This window comes from Ensifer soli (assembly GCF_041928815.1).
Taxonomy (GTDB): domain Bacteria; phylum Pseudomonadota; class Alphaproteobacteria; order Rhizobiales; family Rhizobiaceae; genus JBHFEI01.
This window is the reverse complement of sequence record NZ_JBHFEI010000008.1, coordinates 89,024-105,439: the sequence shown is the minus strand read 5'-3', so window position 1 is coordinate 105,439 and position 16,416 is coordinate 89,024. Positions and strand designations below refer to the sequence as shown.

The following is a 16,416-nucleotide window of genomic DNA, read 5'->3' as shown; positions in this document are numbered from 1 at the left end:
GAACCCGTGTTCGCAGGACATGCTTAAGCGACGTTCACGCGATTTTTCCCGCCACCTTGTCCGGGACACAAAAAATCACCCGCCGCATCGCGACGGGTGACGTAACGCTTCGGGAGCTTAGCGCTTGGAGATCGGCACGTAGTCGCGCGCGGGCTCGCCGACATAGAGCTGGCGCGGACGGCCGATGCGCTGTTCGGGATCCTCGATCATCTCGTTCCACTGGGCGATCCAGCCGACCGTGCGAGCGAGCGCGAAGAGCACCGTGAACATCGTCGTGGGGAAGCCCAGCGCCTTCAGCGTGATGCCGGAATAGAAGTCGATGTTCGGATAGAGCTTCTTCTCGATGAAGTAGCTGTCGGTCAGCGCGATGCGCTCCAGCTCCATCGCCACTTCCAGGAGCGGATCGTCCTTGTGGCCGAGTTCCGCCAGCACCTCATGCGTCGTCTTCTGCATGATCTTGGCGCGCGGGTCGTAGTTCTTGTAGACGCGATGGCCAAAGCCCATCAGGCGGAACGGATCGTTCTTGTCCTTGGCCTTGGCGACATATTCCGGAATGCGGTCGACCGTGCCGATCTCGGACAGCATGTTGAGGGCCGCCTCGTTGGCGCCGCCATGGGCCGGCCCCCACAGGCAGGCAATGCCGGCGGCGATACAGGCGAACGGATTGGCGCCCGACGAGCCGGCGAGGCGCACGGTCGAGGTCGAGGCGTTCTGCTCGTGATCGGCATGGAGGATGAAGATGCGGTCCATGGCGCGGGCGAGCACCGGATTGACGACATAGTCCTCGCACGGCACGGCGAAGCACATGCGCAGGAAGTTCGAGGCGTAGTCGAGGTCGTTCTTCGGATACACGAAGGGCTGGCCGATATGATACTTGTAGGCCATCGCCGCGATTGTCGGCATCTTGGCGATCATGCGCAGCGAGGCGACCATGCGCTGGTGCGGATCGGTGATGTCGGTCGAGTCGTGGTAGAAGGCCGAGAGCGCGCCGACCGTGCCGCACATGACCGCCATCGGATGGGCGTCGCGGCGGAAGCCGGTGAAGAAGCGGCTCATCTGCTCGTGCACCATGGTGTGGTGCGTGACGCGATAGTCGAAGTCCGCCTTCTGCGCCTTGGTCGGCAGGTCGCCGTAGAGCAGCAGGTAGCAGACTTCCAGGAAATCGCCATGGTCGGCGAGCTGCTCGATCGGATAGCCGCGGTGCAGGAGGATGCCCTCATCACCGTCGATATAGGTGATCTTGCTTTCGCAGGAGGCCGTCGAGGTAAAGCCCGGATCATAGGTGAACGCGCCGGTCTGCTTGTAGAGCGAGCCGATATCGACGACATCCGGCCCGATCGACCCCGACCGTACGGGCAACTCCACCGCTTTTTCGCCAAGCGTGACGACCGCGTTTGTTCCAGTCATGGGTAGTCCTCCGTTTTGCGCAAATTCGCACAGAAATGTGCCAGAAAGAGCAAGGTTGCCAATTTGCTATAGGAATTTCCCCCCTCTGCCAAGCGCGACCAAAGGTAAATTGTGCGCCGCAAAATCGGGGATTTGCACGGCCATAATTGCAGGTTCCGGCGAGATGTCCATGCGCTCTGGGGCCCGTATCGGCGGCCTTGAATCCAGCGCTTCGCTGGTTTGCCTGAATTTTGTGCAAGAAAGCCTGGAGTTGCAATTTTTCTCTTTCGGTTGCAGAATTGCCTCCGGGCGGGAGCAGGCGACAGCGTGGACGGGACCGGACAGGCGCGCAGTGCGGAAGAGGACGGCGCGGACGGCGGAGTTCGCCGGTCGCCTGTCGCGGCCGGCCGGCCGCCGCCTCCGTCGCTCGCCCCTTTCCCTCCTGCGCCGCGATCTCGTATCGCTCTGCGGCAGGCGCTCGCCCGCCGTCGCGAGGCAGGCGGCTCGGCGGCAGAGGCTCTCCGTCGGGCGCTCGACGTCGAGGCCGCTTTCGGCACGCCCTTTCTTCTTGTTCCCGTCATCGTCGCAGCCGGCGCGCTTGTCTGGTTCCACCTGCCGGAAAGGCCGGGATATGCGGTAACGGCAGGGCTCCTCTGCGCCTGTTGCATGGGTCTGTGGCTGGCGCGCAGGGTTTCCCTTCGCGTCGGCTTGCCCTTCGCGCTGCTCGCTCTGGTCCTCTCGGGCATGCTGGCGGCCGCGATCGAGACCGCACGCCGGCAGACCGTCCTCCTCGACCAGCCGGTGACGACCACCATCGCCGGCACGGTCACGGGGCGGGAGACCGACGATCGGGGCCGCTGGCGCTATAGGGTGAGGATTGACGCGACCGAGTCGCCGCGGCTCGGCCGGCCGCCGGAGATCGCGACGCTGATCGCGCGCAGCCGGCATGTTCCCTTTGCGCTCGGCGAGCGCATCGGCGGCCGGGCGCGGCTGTCGCCACCGTCGGGACCGGCCCTGCCGGGGCTCAACGATTTCGCTTTCGACGCCTATATGAAAGGCATCGGCGCAACCGGCTTCTTCTATGGCGCGCCCGAGCGGCGGATGGGGCCGGACGCCGCCGGCAACGGCGTTCTGGCAAGAGGTTTCGATCGGCTCGCGACGCTCCGGGAAGACATCGGCCGGCGGATCCGCGAGACGATCGGCGGTGAGGCCGGCGCGATCGGCGCGGCCCTCGTCACCGCCGAGGAGCGCGTCATCGATCGCGAGACGGTCGAGGCGCTGCGCCAGTCGGGGCTCGCCCATGTGCTGGCGATTTCCGGTCTCAACATGGCGCTCGCGGCCGGCACCTTCCTCGTCGGTGCACGGACGCTGCTGGTGCTGGTGCCGGGCCTTGCCCACCGCTTTGCCGTGAAGAAGATCGCCGCCGCCGGGGCGCTTCTCATGGTGACCTTCTACATCCTCATTTCCGGGGGCGCGGTCTCGGCCGTCCGCTCCTACATCATGATCGTGATCATGCTCGGCGCGATCCTCGTCGACCGGCCCTCGATCAGCCTGCGCAACGTCGCGCTGGCCGGCCTGCTGATCATCGCCGTCACGCCGTCGGCCGTGACCGGACCGGGCTTTCAGATGTCCTTCGCCGCGACCGTCGCCCTTGTCGCCGGCTATCGTCGCTGGAGCGGCGAGGGGCCGGGCCGGGACGACGAACGGCCCATGGTCTTCGCGCTTGCCGGCCTCGCCGGCCGCTTCCTGCTCGGCCTCCTCGTCAGTTCGCTGATCGGCGGCTTCTCCACGCTGATCTATTCCGCCGCCCATTTCCACCGGCTCCCGGCCTATGGCCTTGTCGGCAATCTGCTCGCCATGCCGCTCATCGGTATCGTCGTCATGCCGGCCGGGCTGGTGGCCATGCTGCTCATGCCCTTCGGTCTCGATCGATGGCCGCTTCTGGTCATGGGGGGTGCCCTTGACGGCGTGCTCGCCCTGGCGCGGCTCGTCGCCTCCTGGGGCGGGGAAATCGTTACGGGACGGGTCCCGCCGGCGGCCTTCCTGCTCGTCGCGGCGGGCGGTATCCTTGCCTGCATTCTGAGGACCTGGCTTGCCGCGACAGGCGGCCTTCTCGTCGCGGCGGGCGCCCTCATCTGGTTCCTGGACCGCCCGCCGGTCCCTTCGGTCGTCATTTCCGAGGATGGCGGCCTCGTCGCCCTCGTCGCGGAGGGCGACGCGGCGCTCAACCGCGACCGGCCGCCGGCTTTCGTCTTCGACCAGTGGCGGCGCGCGCTCGTTCTCGGCGCCGTTCATCCGCCGCAGCCGCGCGCCGATCTCGCCGTCGCCCTGCCCGAGACGGTGAAGGGCGAGCGCCGTGCCCCGCCGCTCGACGCGGCGCAGCGCCAGGCGATCGCCGCATCGCTGCGCCGTCTCATCGACGAGGGCAAGCCCGGGCGGTTCTCCTGCATCCGCGGGCAGGCCTGCGCCGGCCTCAGCCGTGAAAACTGGCGCGTGGTGGTGGTCGCCGACCTGCGCTTCCTCGGTGCCGCCTGCGATGCTGCTGACCTGGTCGTCACGGCGGCGATGGTGCGGCTGGCGCGGTGCCGCTCGGCCGCCCTCATCGTGACCGGGCGGACCCTGCGGCGAAGCGGTGCGCTGGAAATCCTATCCTCCCCGGACCCGGCCTCGCAGGCGATGCGCATGCAGCTGGTCCCGGCCATTTCGGATCTGCCGGCCGCCTGGTCCCGCCACCGGCTCTACGACTGGCGCACCGGCCGCTTCGACGCAGCCCTCGATGGGCGCAGCGAAAGCCCGGAGCCAAAATCATGATAAAAATACTCTAGAAATACTTGCCGCTGCCGCCTCTTCTGTCGTAAGGAGCGCCGACGCCGCCGGCGCCTTTGCGTCAGCCGGCGCCAGGCGGGATGGAAAGGGATGCACGATGACATATTCGAGGCTCTTCACGGCCTGCGCCGCCTTCGGGCTGGCATGGAGCCTCATCGCCGCCGCCCCGGCGATGGCCGAGGAGAGGCCGGGCACGTCCGTGACCGTGGCGCAGGCGCCCGCTGAGAACGCACCCGTCGCGGATGCGACACGTCCGGGTCCCGCAGCCGAGCCGTCAGCCGACGCCGCTGCCGGGCCCGCCGCGGGCGATGGCGCGACGATCATCGCGCAGGAGGTCCCGGACCTGACGCGTGGCGCTCCCGACCCGAACCTGCCGCACGACCTGTCGCCGATGGGCATGTTTCTTGCGGCCGACATCATCGTCAAAGGTGTCATGATCGGCCTGGCGCTCGCCTCCGTCGTCACCTGGGCGGTGCTCGTCGTCAAGGCGATCGAGATCGGCGCCGCCAAGGGCAGCCTGCGCCGCTTCGTGCGGGCGCTCGGCGAGGCGCGCGGTCTCGCCGATATTTCCGGTCGTGCCCGTGCCGGCGGTGCGCCCGGCGCGCGGCTGCTCGCGGCGGCCACCGACGAACTCGATAAATCCGCCGAGACGCTCGACGACGTCTCCCCGGCCGGCGTCAAGGAGCGTCTCGCCTCGCATCTTGCCCGCATCGAGGCCGGCGAGGGCAAGCGCATCACCGCCGGCACGGGCATTCTCGCCACCATCGGCTCGATCGGCCCCTTCGTCGGCCTGTTCGGCACCGTCTGGGGCATCATGAATGCGTTCATCGGCATCAGCCAGGCGCAGACCACCAATCTCGCAGTGGTGGCGCCGGGCATCGCCGAGGCGCTGCTCGCCACCGCCATCGGTCTCGTCGCGGCGATTCCCGCCGTCATCTTCTATAACGGCCTCAACCGCGCGATCGGCGGCTACCGGCTTCTGCTCGCCGACGCGACCGCGGCCGTCGAGCGCCTGGTCAGCCGCGATCTCGACCTGCGTGCGGCGCGACGCCGGACGCACGGCCCCGGCGAAGCGCCGCTGGCACGGAGGGTGTGACGCCATGGCGGCAAAACTCGGCGGCGACGACGGCGACGGCGACGGCGACATCAGCGACATCAATGTCACGCCGTTCATCGACGTCATCCTCGTCCTCCTCATCATCTTCATGGTGGCCGCACCGCTTGCCACCGTCGACATCAAGGTCGATCTGCCGCAATCGGCGGCGCGCCCGCAGCCGCGCGACGACAAGCCGGTCTTCATCACGCTGAAGAGCGACCTTTCGCTCGGCATCGGCAACGAGGAGACGGCGCGCGAGGCTTTCGCCACCGCCCTCGACGCGGTGACGGAGGGCAACAGGGAGACGAGAATCCTGCTGCGTGCCGACCGGGCGGTCGATTACGGCGACGTCATGGAGGTGATGAACCTCATCCAGCGTGCGGGATATTCCAGGCTGGCGCTGGTCGGCCTTGAGTCGGCGCCCGCGGCGGGCGTCGCGCCCTGATCGGGAGTCAGACCTGATTCGATACGTGAAGCGGCGGATTCCCCGCCTCCGGATATCCTTGCAAATATCTGACATAAAACAATTCTCTCGGATTTCCCCTCGCGAGTGCCTCCCGTCCGCCGCGCCCTGTGCGATCCCGGCCTCTGCGAATTTTGCCACCGGTGTCCTGCGCATGCTTGAAACCGCTGCGGGGCGGAATTAAGAGCTTTCCTGGCGATGTCGCGCGCTGCGCGGCCTTTCAAGGGGTATGGACGATGAATTTCGAAGCGCAGCGCATCAAGATGGTCGACAACCAGATCCGTCCGACCGACGTCACGTCCCACTCGATCCTGTCCGCCTTTCTGACGGTTCCGCGTGAGGCCTTCGTTCCGGACGCCAAGGCGCTGCTCGCCTATATCGACACCGACATCGCGCTCGCCCCGGGACGCTACCTGATGGAGCCGTCGCCGCTCGCCAAGCTGCTGCAGCTTGCCGAGATCAAGCCGACCGACCGGGTTCTCGAGGTCGGCGCCGCAACCGGCTACGCCACGGCCATCCTCTCGCGGGTCGCCGCTTCGGTCGTCGGGCTGGAAAGCGATGCCGCGTTGGTTGCGACGGCGCGCGAGACGCTCGCGCGCCTCGGCTATGCCGCCGACCTCGTGGAGGGCGACCTGGAGAAAGGCGTGCCGGCGAAGGCGCCCTTCGATGTCATCTTCGTCAACGGCGCCGTCGAGTTCGTGCCCGACGCGCTGGTCGCCCAGCTCGCCGAGGGCGGACGGCTTGTCGCGGTGATCGGCGAGGGCAATGCCTCTCGGGCCCGGCTCTTCCTCAAGGAGCTCGGCATCGTCTCCGAGCGCGTCGCCTTCAACACCGCTGTCCGTCCGCTGCCGGGCTTCCGTCTCGCGCGTGAATTCGTTTTTTGATGTGCCCTCTTGTTGAGGGTGCTCACTATTTCAATTTACCGTTAAAGTTGTAATGTTGCTGAATGGCAACGTGTCGGCCGAAACTTGCTGAAAACCTGCGCCGCAGCACGAGAGGTCAGTTGTCCGCCGCCGCATTCCGGGTTTCAAAAGGGTTAAGAAGCGTTGCGGCCGGTTCGGGGCGGAGCTGAGTCGTCGTTTCCAGAAATCAGCGTTGCATGCTCCGATCGCCGGCATGAGGCCGGCAGGCGGGGAGATGTGCGGGACGCGGACGGGCCGACCGTCCGTCACCCTTTTTCGGAGTGAGAATTGTGTCGAAATTCCGCAGCATGGCCATGATGGCAGCTCTTTCCTCGGTCCTTCTGATCGCCCCGCAGGGCGCGATGGCCGAAACGATCTTCGACGCGATGGCCAAGGCCTACCAGAACAATCCGGATCTGAACGCGGCGCGCGCCGGGCTGCGCGCGACGGACGAGGGCGTGCCGATCGCCAAGGCGGCGATGCGGCCACAGGTGGCGGCGAGCGCAAGCGGCACGCTGACGCGGCTCGAACGGGCAACCGGAGGCGCCGACTTCTACAGCGGCTCCGCCGGCATCACCATCACCCAGCAGATCTTCGACGGCTTCCAGACGCTGAACAACGTCAGGGCGGCCGAATCGAACGTCTTCTCCAGCCGCGAGACCTTGAAGGCGAACGAGATCACCATCCTGCTCTCCGCCGCCCAGTCCTACGCCAACATCGCCCGCGACCAGCAGATCGTCTCGATCCGCAAGCAGAACCTCGCCTTCCTGCGCGAGCAGCTCAATGCCGCGAATGCGCGCCTCGAAGTGGGCGAGGGCACCCGCACCGATGTCAGCCTCGCCGAGGCAGAGCTTGCCAATGCGCAGGCGCTGCTCGTCACCTCCGTCGCCCAGCTGAAGCAGTCCGAGGCCGTGTTCGTCCAGATCGTCGGCGCCGCGCCGCGCGGCGTGAAGCAGCCCTCGCCCGCCTCGAAGTCGCTGCCGCGCTCGCTCGATCAGGCCGTGGCGATCAGCATGCGGGAAAATCCGACGATCATCGCCGCGCAATATTCCGTCGACGCCGCGGGTTTCCAGGTCAAGTCGGCCGAAGGCGCGATGCTGCCCGGTGTCGTCGTCCAGGGCGCGGTGACGCGTAACACCGGCAACGCCTCGTCCAGTTCCCCGAACACGACCGCCAGCATCACAGCGCGTCTCGAAGTGCCAATCTACCAGGGCGGTGCCGAATACGGCCAGATCCGCCAGGCGAAGGAAAGGCTCGGCCAGCAGCGCATCCTCGTCGATTCGGCCCGCGCCTCGGTGCAGCAGACGGTCGTCTCGGCCTATGCGCAGCTCGAGGCCGCGCTCGCGGTCATCTCCGCCACCAAGCAGCAGATCAGCGCCGCCAACATGGCGCTGTCGGGCGTGATCGAGGAACGCAAGGTCGGCCAGCGCACCACCCTCGACGTTCTCGACGCGCAGCAGACGGTGCTCTCCGCCCAGGAGAGCCTCGTCGCCGCCCAGCGCGACGCCGTCGTCGCGAGCTATTCCGTGCTCGCCGCCACCGGCCAGCTGACGGTGCGGTCGCAGGGTCTGAAGGTCGCCGAATACCGGGCGGAAGACCATTACGAGGAAGTCAAGGACAAGTGGTTCGGCCTGCGCACCGTCGACGGGCGCTGAGACGACCGCCACGGGACGGAGAGGGAGGCCGGTGCCGTCGCGCCGGCCTTTTGCATGGGCGCGGCACGCGTGACGCGCCGGAGAAATCTGTGCATGATTCCGGGCATGTGATTCGCGCTGTTTTCATCGCGCGCGGGTTCGCCTAGGGTCGATCGGCATCGCTCGAACGTCATGTCAGCAGTCAGCGGATGCAACGGGGAAGAAAATGGCTCAGTCCAATGTCGCGCGTGAACCGTCCATGGATGAAATTCTGGCCTCGATCCGGAAGATCATCGAAAGCAACGAGCCCGGCCTTCCGGGTTTCAGCCCCGTTTCGGAACCCTCCACCGACCGTGCCTTCGACGACGACGGCGACATTCACCTGACGATCGAGGACACCGACCTCGTGGCCGATTTCGAGGCGGAAACCCGGCCCGTTCCGCCGGTCGAGCCGGTGCAGAGGCCGGTCGCCGTCGAGCCGCAGGCGCAGGGTGCTGCGCCGCTGTCGCTCGCCGACGTCGCCGCGCGCGTCCGCGCCGCCTCCGAGCGCCATGGATCCGCCATGCCGTCCCGCGACGCGCCGGCGCGCAGCCCGGATCCGCGTCCGGCGCCGGTGGCGCCCGAGCCTCCCGTCAGTCTCGTTCGGCCGCAGGACCGGGAGGTGACCGCCGAGCCGGTTCCCGTGGCCGCAGCATCGGAGCCGGTGCGCGAGACGATCCCGGAACCGCGCGACCTGCCGCCCGCGCCGGTCACCGCGGCGTCGAGGGAGGAAAAGCCGGCCGACAAGGCGATCGCGTCGATCCTTTCGGCGGAAACCGGCCAGCAGGTGGCCCGTTCCTTCGATGCGCTCGCCCATGCGGTCGACCACGGCCCGCGCCGCTCCTTCGACGAGATCGCCGAGGACATGCTGCGGCCGATGCTGCAGGAGTGGCTCGACGACAATCTGCCGACGCTGGTCGAGCGGCTGGTGCGCGAGGAAATCGAGCGCGTGGCGCGCGGCCCGCGCCGCTGATCGGCGCAACGCTTCGTTTTTGAGGCAAGCCGCCGGTCGCCCGGCGGCTTTGTCGCATCTTGTGTTGACTTGCGTCGTGCCGGGTTTACAAAGCCCCCTCGACGGGAGGGAGACACGCCGCACTCGGGAAGGGCGTCGCCCGGTTTCCCCCACCCCCTTTTCATGCGAGCGCGCCGGGCGGTGACCGCCGGTTCCCGGTGCGATCCGGAGATCCTGGCCAGACATGCTCGACAAGACCTACGATTCCGCCACGACCGAACCGAAGATCGCCCGCATCTGGGACGAGGCGGATGCATTTCGCGCCGGCGCCGGCGCGAAGCCGGGGGCGGACAGCTTTTCCATCGTGATCCCGCCGCCGAACGTCACCGGCTCGCTGCACATGGGCCACGCGCTGAACAACACGCTGCAGGACGTCATGGTCCGCTTCGAGCGCATGCGCGGCAAGGACGTGCTGTGGCAGCCGGGCATGGACCATGCCGGCATCGCCACCCAGATGGTCGTCGAGCGCAAGCTGGCGCAGGAGAGGCTGCCCGGCCGCCGCGAGATGGGTCGCGAGGCCTTCATCGACAAGGTCTGGGAGTGGAAGTCCGAATCGGGCGGCCTGATCTTCAACCAGCTGAAACGCCTCGGCGCCTCCTGCGACTGGTCGCGCGAGCGCTTCACCATGGACGAGGGCCTGTCCCGCGCCGTCATCGAGGTCTTCGTCTCGCTCTACAAGGAAGGCCTGATCTACAAGGACAAGCGGCTGGTCAACTGGGACCCGAAACTGCTGACGGCGATCTCCGACCTCGAAGTCGAGCAGGTCGAGGTCAAGGGCAACCTCTGGCACCTGCGCTATCCGCTGGAGGAGGGCGTCACCTACCGTCATCCCGTCGCCTTCGACGCGGAGGGCAGGCCGACCGAATGGGAGGTCCGGGACTACCTCGTCGTCGCGACGACGCGGCCCGAAACCATGCTCGGCGATACCGGCGTCGCCGTCCATCCCTCCGATGAACGCTACCGCGACCTCGTCGGAAAGCATGTCGTGCTGCCGATCGTCGGCCGCCGAATCCCGATCGTCGCCGACGAGTATCCGGATCCGGAGGCCGGCACCGGCGCGGTCAAGATGACGCCGGCGCACGACTTCAACGATTTCGAGGTCGGCCGGCGCGCCGGTCTTCGCGCCGTCAACATCCTGACCGTCGACGGCCGGGTGACGCTTGCGGAGAACGAGGAGTTCCTCGAGGGCCTCACGCCGAGCGAGATGCAGCGCGGCCTCTGGGAGCAGTTCGAGGGGCTCGACCGCTTCGAGGCGCGCAAGCTCGTCGTTACCGTCTTCGAGGAGGGCGGGTATCTCGACCGCATCGAGCCGCACACGCATATGGTGCCCCATGGCGACCGCGGCGGCGTGCCGATCGAGCCGCGCCTGACCGAACAATGGTATGTCGACGCCGCGACGCTGGCGAAGCCGGCGATGGATTCGGTGCGCGAGGGCCGCACCAATTTCGTCCCGAAGAACTGGGAAAAGACCTATTTCGAGTGGATGGAAAATATCCAGCCCTGGTGCATCTCGCGTCAGCTCTGGTGGGGCCACCAGATTCCCGCCTGGTACGGGCCGGACGGCCAGGTCTTCGTCGAAAAGACGGAAGAAGAAGCCCTGCACGCCGCCATCCAGCACTACCTCGCCCATGAAGGGCCGATGAAGGCCTATGTCGAGGATCTCCTGGAGAATTTCCGTCCCGGCGAGATCCTGACGCGCGACGAGGATGTGCTCGACACCTGGTTTTCCTCGGCGCTCTGGCCGTTCTCGACGCTCGGCTGGCCGGACGAGACGCCGGAACTGGCGCGCTACTACCAGACCGACGTTCTCGTCACCGGCTTCGACATCATCTTCTTCTGGGTCGCGCGGATGATGATGATGGGGCTGCACTTCATGAAGGACGGCTCCGGCAACCCCGTCGAGCCTTTCCACACCGTCTATGTCCATGCGCTGGTGCGCGACAAGAACGGGCAGAAGATGTCGAAGTCGAAGGGCAACGTCATCGATCCGCTGGAGCTGATCGACCAGTACGGCGCCGATTCCCTGCGCTTCACCCTTGCCATCATGGCGGCGCAGGGCCGCGACGTGAAGCTCGATCCGGCCCGTATCGCCGGCTACCGCAATTTCGGCACCAAGCTCTGGAACGCCACGCGCTTCGCCGAAATGAACGGCGCCGGCGGCGCCGACGGCTTCGTGCCCGAGGCGGCGGTGCTGACGCTCAACCGCTGGATCCTGACGGAACTGTCGCGGACCATTGCCGACGTCACCACGGCGATCGAATCCTACCGCTTCAACGAGGCGGCCGGCAGCCTCTACCGCTTCGTCTGGAACAGTTTCTGCGACTGGTATCTGGAACTGCTGAAGCCGGTCTTTGCCAGCGACGACGCGTCGGCGAAGCGCGAGTCGCAGGCCTGCGCGGCCTATGTTCTCGATGAGATCTACCGGCTGCTGCATCCCTTCATGCCCTTCATGACCGAGGAGCTGTGGGCGCAGACCGCCGGCGAGGGCCGGCGCCGCGACACGCTTCTCTGCCATGCGGCGTGGCCGGCGGCAGGCCTTTCGGACGATGCCTCGGCCGAAGAGATCAACTGGCTGATCGATCTCGTCTCCGGCATCCGCTCCGCGCGCGCCGAGATGAACGTGCCGCCGGGCGCCGTCGCGCCGCTCGTCGTGGTCGGCGCCAACGCCCTGACGCGGGAAAGGTTTTCGCGCCATGTGGCGGCGATCGGCCGGCTCGCCCGCGTCGAGCCGATCGATTTCGCCGATGCCGCGCCGCGCGGCAGCGCCCAGATCGTCGCCGGCGAGGCGCTTGCTTGCCTGCCGCTCGGCGGGCTCATCGATCTTGCGGCAGAGACTCAGCGGCTGCAGAAGGCGGATGCCAAGGTCGAGGCCGAGCGCGCCCGCATTCTCGGCAAGCTCGCCAACAAGAAATTCGTGACGAATGCCAAGCCGGAGCTCGTCGAGGCCGAGCGCGAAAGGCTGGCCGAGCTTGATGTGCAGAAGGCCTCGCTCGCAACGGCGCTCGCACGCCTCGAAGGTGCTGCCTGAGGCGAATCGGGCCCCGCTCCGTCGGGGCCGAGACGCCGTGCGCGGTCGTGAAAGAGGGGGGCGCGCAAACCATCCGCGCGCGGTCCCGTGCAAACCTTATGATTTGTGGCCGCGAGAGCACATTCGCGATCTCGCGCGGTTTTATTCCTCTTTTCTGATGCGCGAGGCCCATCTGGCCGGCCGCCTTAGGGCTTTATAGAACGGCTTTGCGTCCATGGCGGTCCTTGGCGCCGTGGTCCCCGCCCGCTGTCGACCTCGGCTGCGGATCGCCGTGCATTCGGCGTTTGCCAAGCGTCCCTCGCACAAGGATAGTCTGACAGGATGACGTGCGGCATTCTGGCGGTGGGGACAGGGAATGGCATGGAAGAAGCGTGGGCTTGGACTGGCAATCGCGATGGCGACCATCGCCGGGGAGGCGCAGGCGGGCGGCCTGGAGCGGTCCGGCTATAACATCGATCTGCTGTTCGATCCGGCGGACTACGTCTTCGAGGCGGCGACCGATGCGGTGATGCCCCGGCGGCGCCTGAAGGACGTGGTCGATACCGATCCCTCCGATGGCCTCGGCAGCGACGGCATCGGCGGCGGGGCGACGCGGGCGGATGATACGGAATCCTATTTCTCGCCGCGCATCGGCTTCAAGGCCGCGATCGGTCCGGATGTCGACTGCATGGCGGACTATTCGCAGCCCTGGGGCGCGCATCTCGATCCCGGTCGCGACTGGGTCGGCGCCAACAGCAACATCGAGACGAAGATCGTCAGCGATGCCTATGCGCTGACCTGCTCCTACGGGGTCGACGTGGGGCAGGGCGTGCTGAAGCTGATCGGCGGCGGCTCCTACCAGACGATCGACGGCTACAAGGAGCAGTTCGTCGCGCCGGTGCCGGGCGGCGGCGTCGGCAGGATCGACCTTTCCGGGAGCGGCTGGGGCTGGCGGGCGGGCATCGCCTACGAGATCCCCGACTATGCTTTCCGGGCGAGCCTCGTCTACAACAATGAGATCGATCTCGGGGAGATGACCGGCGAGATCGATCTGACGCAGATCCCGAAGGCGCTCAATCCGGCCAACCCCACGCTCGGGGTCGTCAGCCCGATCTACGGCACAGCCACCATCCCGAGCGCGCTCGAGTTCAAGCTGCAGACCGGCATCGCCCCCGACTGGCTCGTCTTCGGCTCGGTGAAGTGGACGGACTGGAGCGTGATCCAGAGCCTGCCCTTCTGCCCCGTGGCGACCAAGGGCCTTGCGGCCTGCGTTCCCGGCAGCCCGGCTGTCGCAACCTCCTTCGATCTTCTTTACCGCGACGGCTGGGAAATCGGCGGCGGCATCGGCCACAGGTTCAACGACCAGTGGGCGGGCGCCGTCGGCGTCACCTGGGACCGCGGCACGAGCACGGGGGTCGGCACGTCGTCCGACACCTGGACGCTCACCTCGGGCGTGTCCTATAAGCCGACGCCGAAGCTGGAGGTGGTCTTCGCCGGTACGCTCGGTCTGCTCACCTCCGGCAGCTCGTCGTCGAAGGTGCAGGATGGCATCACCTATGGCGACGATATCTCCTACCGCTACGGCACCGACGTCGTCGGTGCGCTCTCGACATCGCTGAAAGTCCGGTTCTGAGGCGGCGGGGCGGCCGCGCGCGGGCCGCCACGCTCAATGTTTCGGTAAGGTTAACGCCGTGTAAAATCACGCGCTTTTCGGAATCGACGCGTGTGTTTTTGTGACGATTCCGCAACACCCCCTAAGACACGGCCGATCGTGGCGATTGCGCTCTGGATTATGTCCACTTCCCGCCACAAACTGGGCGCAGCGATGGGGCCAGCAAAGCCGCGCGGTCATCGTGGCGGCGGCTCGGGGTGCTGCTCGAAGGGGATTCATCTCCGGTCAGGCGACGAAGGACGAGATGGCGGAGCCGCCATTCGGCCGTAAGTCCGCGCGTGCCGGAAAAGCTCCGTTTTGCAGCCCCATTGCCGCCGGATTGGGCGGATAGCGTGACGACGGTCCGGCTGTGGGGGCAGCCCGTCGTTTGTCAGGGAGCCGAAAGGCTCGGGGCGCGTGGGTCCGGGTTGCACCGGCAGGAACGGAAGAAGCAGACTGTTATGTGGATGCGTGCATCGAGGTCGCTGAAAATTGCCATGGTCGGCCTTGCCCTCGGCGTCTGTACGGGAGGCCCCGCCCGGGCCTTCGATCCCGACGCCGGCGTCAATCGTGAATCCGGCCCCTTCGATCTCTTCAAATTCGGTTTCTCCGCTTACAAAAAGGGTCGCAAGGACGAGGCGATGGAAGCCTATCGCTACGCGGCCGAAAAAGGGCATACAGGCTCGCGCTGGGCGCTCGCCAACATGTACGAGGATGGCGACGGCGTCGCCGAGAACGACCTCGAGGCCTTCAAGATCTACAGCGACATCGCCCGCCAGGGTGTCGAGCCCGGTTCCGAGGACACCGGCTATTTCGCCAATGCCCTGGTTTCGCTCGCGGGATATTACCGGCGCGGCATTCCCGGCAGCCCGGTGAAGATGGATCTCAGCCAGGCCCGCCAGCTCTATTTCCAGGCGGCCTCTGCCTTCGGCGTCGCCGAGGCCCAGTTCCAGCTTGCCCGCATGCTGCTTTCGGGCGAGGGCGGCTCCGTCAACGTCCAGCAGGCGAAGAAATGGCTGAACCGCGCCCGCAAGAACGGCCATGCCGGGGCCATGGGCGTCTTCGGCAACGTGCTTTTCGAGGAGGGGCAGACCGTGCGCGGCCTCGCCTTCATGACGGCCGCTCTCGACCAGTGCACGCCGAAGGAGCGGCCCTGGGTGCAGTCGATGCAGGAGCAGGCCTTCTCGCTCGCGAGCGAGGACGAGCGCCGTCTGGCGATCGTCATGTCGCGTGACCTCAACGCCGGCAGCGACGCCGACTGAGGCGGTCACGGAAACCTGCTTTACCCTTAAAGCGTGTCTCGCAAAAGTGTGCAGCGGTTTTGCGAAGTGACACGCGTAAAAACAAAGACCTAAAGCGTAAGAGCGAATCTGAAAGATCGCGACACGCTTTAGAGAGTTGCGTGCCGGTCAGGCGGGCGTGAAGGCGAAGTGCCCGACCATCGGCACATGGTCCGAAGGCCGTTCCCAGGCGCGGACATGGCGTTCGACCGAGGCCGACACCAGACGGTCGGCGGCTTCCGGCGACAGCATCAGGTGGTCGATGCGGATGCCGAAATTCTTCTGCCAGGCGCCGGCCTGATAGTCCCAGAACGTATAGGCCCGCTCGTCCGTCGTCGCCCTCAGCGCGTCGGTGAAGCCGAGATGGGCAAGCCGGCGGAAGCGGCGGCGCGTGTCGGGGAGGAAGAGGGCGTCGTTCGCCCAGACCGCCGGATCCCAGCAGTCCTTGCCCTCGGGAATGACATTGTAGTCGCCAGCGAGGATCAAAGGCTCCTCGAGCGACAGCCGGCTTTCGGCGAAGGCGACGAGCCGTTCCATGAAGCGCAGCTTGTAGGGATATTTCTCCGTGTCCGGCGGATTGCCGTTCGGCAGGTAGATCGAGCAGACGCGAAGCGCTCCGCCGGACACCGAGAAGACGGCTTCGATGAAGCGCGACTGCGTGTCCTCGTCCTCGCCGGGCAGGCCGCGATGGACCTCGTCCGGCCGCAGCCGCGACAGGATCGCCACGCCGTTGAAGCCCTTCTGGCCATGCGTCTCGACATGGTAGCCGAGGCCTTCGATCTCGGCGCGCGGAAAGCCCTCGTCGACGGACTTCAGCTCCTGCAGGCAGACGATGTCGGGCGCCGATTCCTTCAGCCAGGCGGTCAGCGCATCGATGCGCGCCTTGATGCCGTTGATGTTCCAGGTAACGATCTTCATCCCGTGATCCCTCGCTCTCGGCGCCGCGGAACACCTTGTAGCGCCTGCCTTTTCTTTTGACAAATGCCGGCCGTGCGGCATTCTGGTCCTGCCCGCCGCCGGGGAGGAGCAGCGGGTGCGGAACGTGCCGCAAGAGGCCCATGAGAGGCGTCAGGGCGTCGCCGCTGCTGCAACCATCGATGTGAGCGTCACGCTCTGATCA

General features: G+C 66.7%; 11 protein-coding genes. 9 read left to right on the top strand and 2 right to left on the bottom strand.

The genetic code is table 11. From position 1 onward, the window contains the following. Positions 1-117: 117 nt before the first annotated feature. Complete coding sequence (gene gltA, locus ACEVQ6_RS13645) at positions 118-1,407, bottom strand: citrate synthase (protein WP_374889543.1); 1,290 nt, start codon at positions 1,405-1,407, stop codon at positions 118-120. A gap of 306 nt (positions 1,408-1,713) precedes the next feature. On the opposite strand from gltA, the gene ACEVQ6_RS13640 reads away from it, so the two are divergent. From ACEVQ6_RS13640 to exoR, 9 genes are all read left to right on the top strand, one after another. Beyond that, a complete protein-coding gene (locus ACEVQ6_RS13640) occupies positions 1,714-4,197 on the top strand; it encodes a ComEC/Rec2 family competence protein (protein ID WP_374889542.1) in 2,484 nt (827 codons plus the stop codon). Between the two features lie 112 nt (positions 4,198-4,309). Further along, a complete protein-coding gene (gene exbB / locus ACEVQ6_RS13635) occupies positions 4,310-5,308 on the top strand; it encodes a tonB-system energizer ExbB (protein WP_374889541.1) in 999 nt (332 codons plus the stop codon). 4 nt (positions 5,309-5,312) lie between these two features. Continuing rightward, entirely contained in the window at positions 5,313-5,753 is a 441-nt protein-coding gene (exbD, locus tag ACEVQ6_RS13630) for a TonB system transport protein ExbD (protein WP_374889540.1), read from the top strand. A 254-nt stretch (positions 5,754-6,007) separates the two neighbouring features. Beyond that, entirely contained in the window at positions 6,008-6,655 is a 648-nt protein-coding gene (locus ACEVQ6_RS13625; RefSeq protein ID WP_374889539.1) for a protein-L-isoaspartate O-methyltransferase family protein, read from the top strand. Positions 6,656-6,981: 326 nt separating this feature from the next. Beyond that, positions 6,982-8,328 carry a TolC family outer membrane protein gene (locus ACEVQ6_RS13620; protein WP_374889538.1) on the top strand — a complete coding sequence of 449 codons (1,347 nt, stop codon included), beginning with the start codon at positions 6,982-6,984 and terminating at the stop codon, positions 8,326-8,328. A 205-nt stretch (positions 8,329-8,533) separates the two neighbouring features. Next, positions 8,534-9,319, top strand: coding sequence for a DUF2497 domain-containing protein (locus ACEVQ6_RS13615; RefSeq protein WP_374889537.1), 786 nt, complete (start codon positions 8,534-8,536; stop codon positions 9,317-9,319). Between the two features lie 223 nt (positions 9,320-9,542). Beyond that, on the top strand, positions 9,543-12,386 hold the full coding sequence (locus ACEVQ6_RS13610; protein WP_374889536.1) for a valine--tRNA ligase: 2,844 nt from the start codon (positions 9,543-9,545) through the stop codon (positions 12,384-12,386). Positions 12,387-12,741: 355 nt separating this feature from the next. Beyond that, positions 12,742-13,998 carry an OmpP1/FadL family transporter gene (locus ACEVQ6_RS13605; protein ID WP_374889535.1) on the top strand — a complete coding sequence of 419 codons (1,257 nt, stop codon included), beginning with the start codon at positions 12,742-12,744 and terminating at the stop codon, positions 13,996-13,998. Positions 13,999-14,483: 485 nt separating this feature from the next. Beyond that, positions 14,484-15,278 (top strand): exopolysaccharide production regulator ExoR, encoded by a 795-nt coding sequence (gene exoR, locus ACEVQ6_RS13600; RefSeq protein ID WP_374889534.1) that lies wholly within the window; start codon positions 14,484-14,486, stop codon positions 15,276-15,278. A 147-nt stretch (positions 15,279-15,425) separates the two neighbouring features. Here exoR and xth read toward each other — a convergent pair whose 3' ends face one another. Beyond that, positions 15,426-16,214: an exodeoxyribonuclease III gene (gene xth / locus ACEVQ6_RS13595; RefSeq protein WP_374889533.1), complete on the bottom strand. Its 789-nt coding sequence runs from the start codon at positions 16,212-16,214 to the stop codon at positions 15,426-15,428. Positions 16,215-16,416 lie beyond the last annotated feature (202 nt).

Bases quoted from the DNA above. Each gene is read 5' to 3' on its own strand.
- gltA (WP_374889543.1), bottom strand. From the start codon at position 1,407: ATGACTGGAACAAACGCGGTCGTCACGCTTGGCGAAAAAGCGGTGGAG.
- exbB (WP_374889541.1), top strand. From the start codon at position 4,310: ATGACATATTCGAGGCTCTTCACGGCCTGCGCCGCCTTCGGGCTGGCA.
- exbD (WP_374889540.1), top strand. From the start codon at position 5,313: ATGGCGGCAAAACTCGGCGGCGACGACGGCGACGGCGACGGCGACATC.
- ACEVQ6_RS13625 (WP_374889539.1), top strand. From the start codon at position 6,008: ATGAATTTCGAAGCGCAGCGCATCAAGATGGTCGACAACCAGATCCGT.
- ACEVQ6_RS13620 (WP_374889538.1), top strand. From the start codon at position 6,982: ATGGCCATGATGGCAGCTCTTTCCTCGGTCCTTCTGATCGCCCCGCAG.
- ACEVQ6_RS13615 (WP_374889537.1), top strand. From the start codon at position 8,534: ATGGCTCAGTCCAATGTCGCGCGTGAACCGTCCATGGATGAAATTCTG.
- ACEVQ6_RS13610 (WP_374889536.1), top strand. From the start codon at position 9,543: ATGCTCGACAAGACCTACGATTCCGCCACGACCGAACCGAAGATCGCC.
- ACEVQ6_RS13605 (WP_374889535.1), top strand. From the start codon at position 12,742: ATGGCATGGAAGAAGCGTGGGCTTGGACTGGCAATCGCGATGGCGACC.
- exoR (WP_374889534.1), top strand. From the start codon at position 14,484: ATGCGTGCATCGAGGTCGCTGAAAATTGCCATGGTCGGCCTTGCCCTC.
- xth (WP_374889533.1), bottom strand. From the start codon at position 16,214: ATGAAGATCGTTACCTGGAACATCAACGGCATCAAGGCGCGCATCGAT.